Here is a 1,892-nt window from a genome sequence, read left to right on the forward strand (position 1 = left end):
CATCCGGCCGGCCGGGTCCCGCGCCCGGGCCGTCCGGCTCGTCTCTGCGGCCCCCATCGCCAGGCCAGCCCCCGTCGCCAGGCCCGTGCGCATCCTCGGGCCATCCTCCACCACCGGGGCTGCCCGCTTCGCCAGGCCAACCCGCTTCGCCAGGCCAACCGGCGCCGGCGGGACGGCGCCGGACGTCGTATGGGCGATCGGCCTCGGCCGGATCCCACTCGGGCCACTGAGACCGGCCGGTCACGTCCTGCTCACCCCGGCCGGCGTCGAGCCGCGGCGGGTCGTCGGGCCCGGGTAGATCCTCGGGCCTGGGTAGATCCTCGGGCCGGGGCGGGTCGGGCCGGCGTGGCGCGTCGGTCACCCTCACCTCCGGCGCCGGTCAGCTTCGTTTTCGGACGGGCCTGCCGTGCTGATCGTGGCGATGCGCCGCCGTCGCCGGCGGTCCCACCGCGACAGGACGGTGCAGAGCACTCATCCAACCAGCACGACGGATCCTCAGGACACACGGTAGGCCGTGCCCCGGCCATCCACCGGCCAGCGGCGAATCAGAAGCGTCCAGATCACCAAAAAGCCAGGTGTTACTGACCCTCGACCGGGGATCACTGCCCAGAAGATCGCCCCGGTGCCCCGGCGGCGATCGCCGGTTTCGGCCGGCAGCCGGCACGAGAAGTCGGGCACGGTCGGGTCAGGGACGAGCATGGATCGATGGAAGCGAGGTCGGACGGAAGTGGACGGGCCGAGTCTGCGGATCGAAATCACCGGCGAGATATTTTCTCTACGCACCGAGATCACTACGGTGGGTCGAGGGCCGGGCGTCGATGTGCCGCTCGCTGATTCCAGCGTCTCCCGGCTGCACGCCGAGATCGTGCGGCGGGGCCCGTATCTCTACGTCTGGGATCAGGGGCTGTCCCGCAACGGCACGCGGGTCAACGGTAAGCCCGTCGGCCGGCGGATCCTGCGCGATGGCGATGTCATCCGGTTCGGTGCGGCGGGCGCGCGCTTCCAGGATCGGCGCCCGCTGATCGAGTTCACCATCGAGGCGGGCGGCGGGGCGGCGACCCGGGACCGGACCGCCGAACTGCGCGTCCCCGACCCGCCCGATCTCACCCGCCGGGAATGGGATGTGCTGCGCGCACTGTCTCGCCCGGCCGGCGCGCCGAGTGCCTTCGTCATCCCGTCGTCGACTCGCGAGGTGGCCGAGGATCTCGTCGTCACCGAAGGAGCGGTCAAGCAACACCTGCTGCGGCTCTACCGCAAGTTCGACATCGCGCCGGGACCCAACCGGCGGGGACGGTTGGCGAACGAGGTGATGCGCCTCGGGATCGTTCGCCCGGACATCGCGGAGCCGATGCAGCACACCTGATGTCCCCGAGCAGCGCATGTCGGGGAACTAGCCCATATATCACATGCAGGTATGCAAGCGGGTCGTCACCCCACTCGACCACATCGGGAACACAATGCTCACCACCCCCACCTGTGGGCCTCCCACGCGCTTAGGGCAGACTTCCGGCCGCGGTGCCCACTTGGAGGGAGTTCGACGTGGCAGACGAATCGCCTCACAGCAAGAAGCTTCAGGAACTGATGTTCAGGGCTTGGGAGACCTTCGGTGACGCCCGGCACCTGGACAGCGACGACAGGGTGTTCGTCCAGGCGCTGGCGCGGCAGACGGCCGACCGGATCTCGGTGCTGTACGGCGAAAGCTGGCGCGACGCGCTGGACTGGGTCGCGCAGCGCTACGTGCCCAACGGCGACCAGCCGGGCGGGACGACAGTGGCGGCGCCGGGCGCACCGACGGCCACCACGGCGAACGGCAGCACGAGCGGCCGGCGGGGCTCCGCCGCCGCCGAGGCGACCGCCGCGTCCTGAAACGGTGGCACCGGGCGGCGCGACGC

2 protein-coding genes are annotated in these 1,892 nt (G+C 71.0%); both read left to right on the top strand.

Going from position 1 to position 1,892, the window contains the following annotated elements; genetic code table 11:
- The first annotated feature begins 727 nt into the window (after positions 1-727).
- Entirely contained in the window at positions 728-1,363 is a 636-nt protein-coding gene (locus ND748_RS31035) for an FHA domain-containing protein (protein ID WP_251749865.1), read from the top strand.
- Positions 1,364-1,539: 176 nt separating this feature from the next.
- Positions 1,540-1,866 (top strand): hypothetical protein, encoded by a 327-nt coding sequence (locus tag ND748_RS31040; protein ID WP_251749866.1) that lies wholly within the window; start codon positions 1,540-1,542, stop codon positions 1,864-1,866.
- The last annotated feature ends 26 nt before the right edge of the window (positions 1,867-1,892 follow it).

Origin of the sequence: Frankia sp. AiPs1, from assembly GCF_023716945.1 — a bacterium.
In the GTDB taxonomy this organism is placed as follows: Bacteria; Actinomycetota; Actinomycetes; order Frankiales; family Frankiaceae; genus Frankia.